Here is a 4,824-nt window from a genome sequence, read left to right as displayed (position 1 = left end):
CCGCCGTGACCCTCTTCGAACGGGCGGCCGCGGCGGCACCCTCCGAGCCGGAGCGGCGGGCCCTGCTCGCCCGCGCCGAGGAGCTGACCGGTCCGTCGACCGATGTGGCGCAGGCCCGCCGCCAGGTCGACCAGTGCCTCGACGCGGGCGTCAACCTGATCGACACCGCCGACGTCTACTCCGGCGGGCTCTCGGAGGAGATCGTCGGCGAGGTGCTCGAGGGCCGCCGCGACGACGTCCTCGTCGCGACCAAGGTGCGGATGTCGATGGGCCCGGGGCCCAACGACGCCGGCCTCTCGCGGCATCACATCATCGCCGGCTGCGAGGCCAGCCTGCGCCGGCTGCGCACCGACCACATCGACCTCTACCAGGTGCACGAGTGGGACGGGCAGACGCCGCTCGAGGAGACCCTCGAGGCCCTCGACTCGCTCGTGCGGTCCGGCAAGGTCCGCTACGTCGGCGCGTCCAACTACGCCGGCTGGCAGCTGATGAAGGCGCTCGGCACCGCCGACCGCACCGGGCTGCCGCGCTTCGTCAGCCAGCAGATCTACTACTCGCTGCAGGCCCGCGACGCCGAGTACGAGCTGATCCCGGCCGCCGTCGACCAGGGGCTCGGCGTGCTGGTGTGGAGCCCGCTCGCCGGCGGCCTGCTGGCCGGCCGTTACCGGCGCGGCGTGCGGCCGTCCGGCGGTTCGCGCCAGCTCACCGAGTGGAACGAGCCGCCCGTGTACGACCAGGAGCGGCTCTACGACACGGTCGAGGTGCTGGTGTCGATCGGCGCCGACCGGGGCGTCTCGCCGGCCCAGGTGGCGCTCGCGTACCTGCTGGGCAGGCCGGCCGTCACGTCGCTCGTGATCGGGGCGCGGACCGGTGAGCAGCTCGCCGACAACCTGGCCGCGGCCGACCTGACGCTCACCGCCGAGGAGCGCGCGCGGCTCGACGAGGCGAGCGCGCCGCCGCTGCTGTACCCGTACTGGCACCAGGCGAAGACCGCCCGCGACCGGCTCTCGCCCGCGGACCTGACCCTGCTGGGGCCGCACCTGCGGCCCTGACCCCGGGCGTCCGGCGCGGCGGTATGACTGCATTGTGAAATCATCGTCGGCATGCCGAAGCAGGTGGACCATCGGGCGCGGCGCACCCTGATCGCGGACGCGCTCTTCCGGGTCGCCGCCGAGCAGGGCCTCGAGGCGGTCAGCCTGCGGCATGTCGCGGCGGCGGCCGAGGTGTCGACCGGCATGGTGCAGCACTACTTCCGCACCAAGGACGAGATGATGACCTTCGCGATGGCCGTCGTCCAGGAGCGGCAGCAGACCCGGATCACCGAGCGGATGGGCCGGCTCGGCGCGGACCCCGGCCCGCGCCCGATGCTGCGCACGCTGCTCACCGGGGTGCTGCCGCTCGACGACGAGAGCCGGGCGTACGGGCGGGTCGCGCTCGCCTTCCTGGCGTACACGGCGGTCCGGGTCGAGGCCGCGGCCCCGCTGCGTGAGCAGACCCGCGAACTGCTCGGGTTCGTGGCCGGCCTGATCCGCTCGGGCGGCGCGGCAAAGGACCCGGACGCCGCCGCGGCCGGCCTGCTCGCGACCATGGAGGGGCTCGGCGTCTATCTGCTCGGCGGCCACTACACGCCGGAGGTCGCCCTGCGCGCGCTCGACGCCCACCTCGACCTGCTCTTCACGCCGGCTTGAGCCCCGCGCGCTCGAGGATCTCCACGATGACGTCGGCCTTGCCGTGGGTGTAGTGCGCCATCGACATCGGATGCTCCGCCGCGGTCCGGTATTTTCGCGCCGCGTAGCGGTCCCGGTCTGCGGGGTGACCGCGCAGCCAGTCGCGGAAGATGAGGTGCCGCAGGTGCTCGTCGCAGTCGGGGCCGAAGACGTGCAGGGTGACGTCGTGGTTGTCGGTCCACAGGCAGCGGTGCTCGTACCAGTGCGGCTCCCGGGTGCGCAGCGTGAAGCCCGCGGCGGCCAGCGCCGGCACGTAGGCGTCCTCGTCGGCGGGGTCCGCGACGATCAGGTCGATGTCGATGCGGTCCTTGGCGGCCAGCCCCGGCACGGCGGTCGAGCCGACGTGCTCGACAACCTGGGCCCGGTCACCGAGGGCCGCCCGGATCCGGGTCTGCGCCCGCCGGAAGCGTTCCGGCCAGCGCGGATCGTAGGGGCTGATGGTGATCGGGCTGGTCACCTCGGCGGGCCGATCACCGACGACGCGCTGCGCCATCTGCTGTGGCGTGAGCGGGGCTGACGGTGCGGGCAGTGGGGGCAGTCGCATGGGCGGCACGTTATCGGTCCCGATCAACCGATCCGTCCCGCCAGGCGCGGAGCCGCTGGTAGGCCTCCAGGCCGTCGGGCACCCAGGTCCACTCGGGGATCTTCCGGGCCAGTTCCTCCTCGGTGAGGAACGAGTGCCAGGCGACCTCCTCGGCCTGCGGGCGCACGGGCTCGTCGCAGCGCACCTCGTAGACCGAGGCCCACCACGAGTGCTCGGGCGACTCGTAGCGGAACGTGAACAGGTGCACCGGCGCGGGCAGGCCCCGCACCCCGAGCTCCTCCCGCGCCTCGCGCAACGCCGCCTCGTCGTACGTCTCGCCGGCGCCGACCACCCCGCCGACGAACATGTCGTACATGTTGGGGAAGACGAGCTTGCGGGCCGTCCGCCGGTGCACGAAGATCCGGCCGTCCGGGTCGCGGGTGAGGACGGCGGCGCAGCGGTGCCGCAGCCTCCTGGCGTACGCCTCGGCGCGTGGTGCCCGGCCGACCACGCGGTCGTCCTCGTCCACGATGTCGAGCATCTCGTGCGCCGAGAGCGGCGACTGATCAGTCATCCCGCCATCGAACCATGGGTCACAGCGGGCGCAGGTGCTCGATCTCGAGGCGGTGCCGCTCGGTCAGCCGCCGGGCGATCAGCGAACGGTGGCATGCCTCGGGATCGCGCTCCACGCAGAACAGCGCCGCGGTCCCGCCGTCCGGCAGCGCCGACAGGATCGGCGTGAGGTCGGCGTTGTCGAGGATCTCGGTGGTGTAGCGCCGGGCGTATTCGGCGGCGAGCTCGTGGCGCGAGCGCCGGCCGACCCCCTCGCGGTCGTCCTCGGCGTACTGGATCAGGCGCAGTTCGGTGGTGGGTGCCAGTTCGGTGTGGTGCTCGTAGCCGATCCCGGCGCCGGCGAGGGCCGCCTGCAGCCGGCGCGAGTTCGCCCAGGCGTACTCGGGCCCGCGGACGCCGCGGCGCTGGCGCACGTCGAGCAGCAGGCGGACGTCCGCCTGCCGCAGCCGTTGCAGGAAGGTCTCGCCGTCGAAGCCGTAGACGCCGATCGTCGCCACTTTGAGCATCGAACATCACCGTACCCCCCGTGGCCGATGGCACCTGCGCTCACATGGGCAACCGATGGTTGCGTATCGGCCGGAGGTGGGCTAGCTTGATACGCAACCGATGGTTGCTTATCGAGAGAGCGTGGCGAGCATGGAGTACGGCAGCATCGAGCGGGAGATCCACGTCGACGCCTCGCCCGAGGTGGTCTTCGAGGTGGTCAGCAGGCCCGAGCACATCTCGCAGTGGTGGACCGACGACGCCAGGTACGACGTCGCCCCCGGCGCGGTCGGCGAGTTCGTCTGGGGCGACCGGGTCCAGGTGGTCCCGATGCGGGTGGTGAGCGCCGAGCCGCCCCGGCTGTTCTCGTTCCGCTGGTGCCACAACGACGGCGACGTCGACTCCGCCGACTCGCTGCTGGTCACCTTCGAGCTCACCCCGTCCGGCTCCGGCACCACGATCCGGCTCACCGAGACCGGGTTCCGGGAGATGGGCTGGGAGGAGGCGAAGGTCGCGGAGCACTACCTCGACCACAGCACCGGCTGGGACACCTTCGTGCCCCGGCTGGGCGACTACGTCGCACGGCTGGTGTCGGCGCCGTGATCACGGCCGTCGACGACGACCTGTGGTCCGCGGTCGGCGATCCGACCCGTCGGCGGATGCTCGACCTGCTCCTGGCCGACGGTGAGGGCACGGCCACCAGCCTCAGCGTGCGGCTGCCCGTGACCCGCCAGGCCATCGCGAAACATCTCGGCGTGCTCGACCGCGTCGGCCTGGTGCACGGCACGCCGGCCGGCCGGGAGCGGCGCTACCGGGTGGACGAGGCCCAGCTTGCCCGCGCGGTCGCGCAGTTGTCCTCCGTCGGCGCGGCGTGGGACTCCAGGCTGCGGCGCATCAAGCTCATCGCCGAGGCGGTGCAGCGCGCGAAAGACATTCGATAGTGGAGATTGTGGAGAAGGGAAACGGCAATGGTTGACATCCTGCACAAGGTCGGAATCAAGGCGCCGGAGGCCGAGGTCTACGCGGCCCTGACCACCACCGACGGGCTGACCCGCTGGTGGACGACCGACACCCGGGGCGAGGGCGACGCGCCCGGCGGCGTGGTCCAGTTCCGGTTCTCCGTCGCCGACGGCGGCGGGTTCGACATGAAGGTCCTCGAGCTCGACCCGGCCGGGCGCGTGCTGTGGGAGGTGGTCGACGGGCCCGAGGAGTGGATCGGCACCCAGGTCGACTGGCGCCTCTCCCCGGCCGGCGAATACACCGACGTGCTCTTCGCCCACCGCGGCTGGCGCGAGCCGGTGGAGTTCATGCACCACTGCAGCACCAAGTGGGCGGTCTACCTGATGAGCCTGAAGTCGCTGGTCGAGACCGGCAAGGGCGCTCCGGACCCGCACGACGTCAAGATCGATAGCTGGAACTGACCCGCCGGGGGGGGGGGGGCCCCCCCGGGGGGGGCGCCCCCCCCGGGGGGGGGGGGGCCCCGCGAACGGCCCCCCCCGGGGCGCGGCGCCCCCGGGG

General features: G+C 72.7%; 8 protein-coding genes. 5 read left to right on the top strand and 3 right to left on the bottom strand.

The features are described from left to right. The coding region (locus tag AB0F10_RS44255; RefSeq protein WP_360640343.1) for an aldo/keto reductase at positions 1 to 1,052 on the top strand (1,052 nt) is incomplete at its 5' end. Positions 1,053 to 1,103: 51 nt separating this feature from the next. Next, entirely contained in the window at positions 1,104 to 1,688 is a 585-nt protein-coding gene (locus AB0F10_RS44250; protein ID WP_360640340.1) for a TetR/AcrR family transcriptional regulator, read from the top strand. Here AB0F10_RS44250 and AB0F10_RS44245 read toward each other — a convergent pair. The 3 genes from AB0F10_RS44245 to AB0F10_RS44235 are packed head-to-tail and all read right to left on the bottom strand — an operon-like array spanning position 1,675 to position 3,329. Further along, entirely contained in the window at positions 1,675 to 2,271 is a 597-nt protein-coding gene (locus AB0F10_RS44245) for a GrpB family protein (protein WP_360640337.1), read from the bottom strand. The two genes, AB0F10_RS44250 and AB0F10_RS44245, sit on opposite strands and share 14 nt — an antisense overlap. 10 nt (positions 2,272 to 2,281) lie before the next feature. Then, positions 2,282 to 2,824, bottom strand: a complete 543-nt coding sequence (locus tag AB0F10_RS44240; protein ID WP_360640334.1) for an NUDIX domain-containing protein — start codon at positions 2,822 to 2,824, stop codon at positions 2,282 to 2,284. 19 nt (positions 2,825 to 2,843) lie between these two features. After that, positions 2,844 to 3,329 (bottom strand): DUF488 domain-containing protein, encoded by a 486-nt coding sequence (locus AB0F10_RS44235; RefSeq protein ID WP_360640331.1) that lies wholly within the window; start codon positions 3,327 to 3,329, stop codon positions 2,844 to 2,846. Between the two features lie 130 nt (positions 3,330 to 3,459). Here AB0F10_RS44235 and AB0F10_RS44230 point away from each other — a divergent pair, with 130 nt between their 5' ends. Genes AB0F10_RS44230 through AB0F10_RS44220 form a run of 3 tightly spaced genes read left to right on the top strand, consistent with a single transcriptional unit; the run spans position 3,460 to position 4,727 of the window. Next, positions 3,460 to 3,909, top strand: a complete 450-nt coding sequence (locus AB0F10_RS44230) for an SRPBCC family protein (protein ID WP_360640346.1) — start codon at positions 3,460 to 3,462, stop codon at positions 3,907 to 3,909. Continuing rightward, positions 3,906 to 4,247 (top strand): metalloregulator ArsR/SmtB family transcription factor, encoded by a 342-nt coding sequence (locus tag AB0F10_RS44225; RefSeq protein WP_360640328.1) that lies wholly within the window; start codon positions 3,906 to 3,908, stop codon positions 4,245 to 4,247. The genes AB0F10_RS44230 and AB0F10_RS44225 overlap by 4 nt, the downstream gene beginning before the upstream one ends. 27 nt (positions 4,248 to 4,274) lie before the next feature. Beyond that, positions 4,275 to 4,727, top strand: coding sequence for an SRPBCC domain-containing protein (locus AB0F10_RS44220; RefSeq protein ID WP_360640325.1), 453 nt, complete (start codon positions 4,275 to 4,277; stop codon positions 4,725 to 4,727). The last annotated feature ends 97 nt before the right edge of the window (positions 4,728 to 4,824 follow it).

Origin of the sequence: Actinoplanes sp. NPDC026623 (genome assembly GCF_040638275.1) — a bacterium.
Classification (GTDB): Bacteria; Actinomycetota; Actinomycetes; order Mycobacteriales; family Micromonosporaceae; genus Actinoplanes.
The sequence above is the reverse complement of the archived record's forward strand: the minus strand, read 5'-3'. Positions and strand labels throughout refer to the sequence as shown.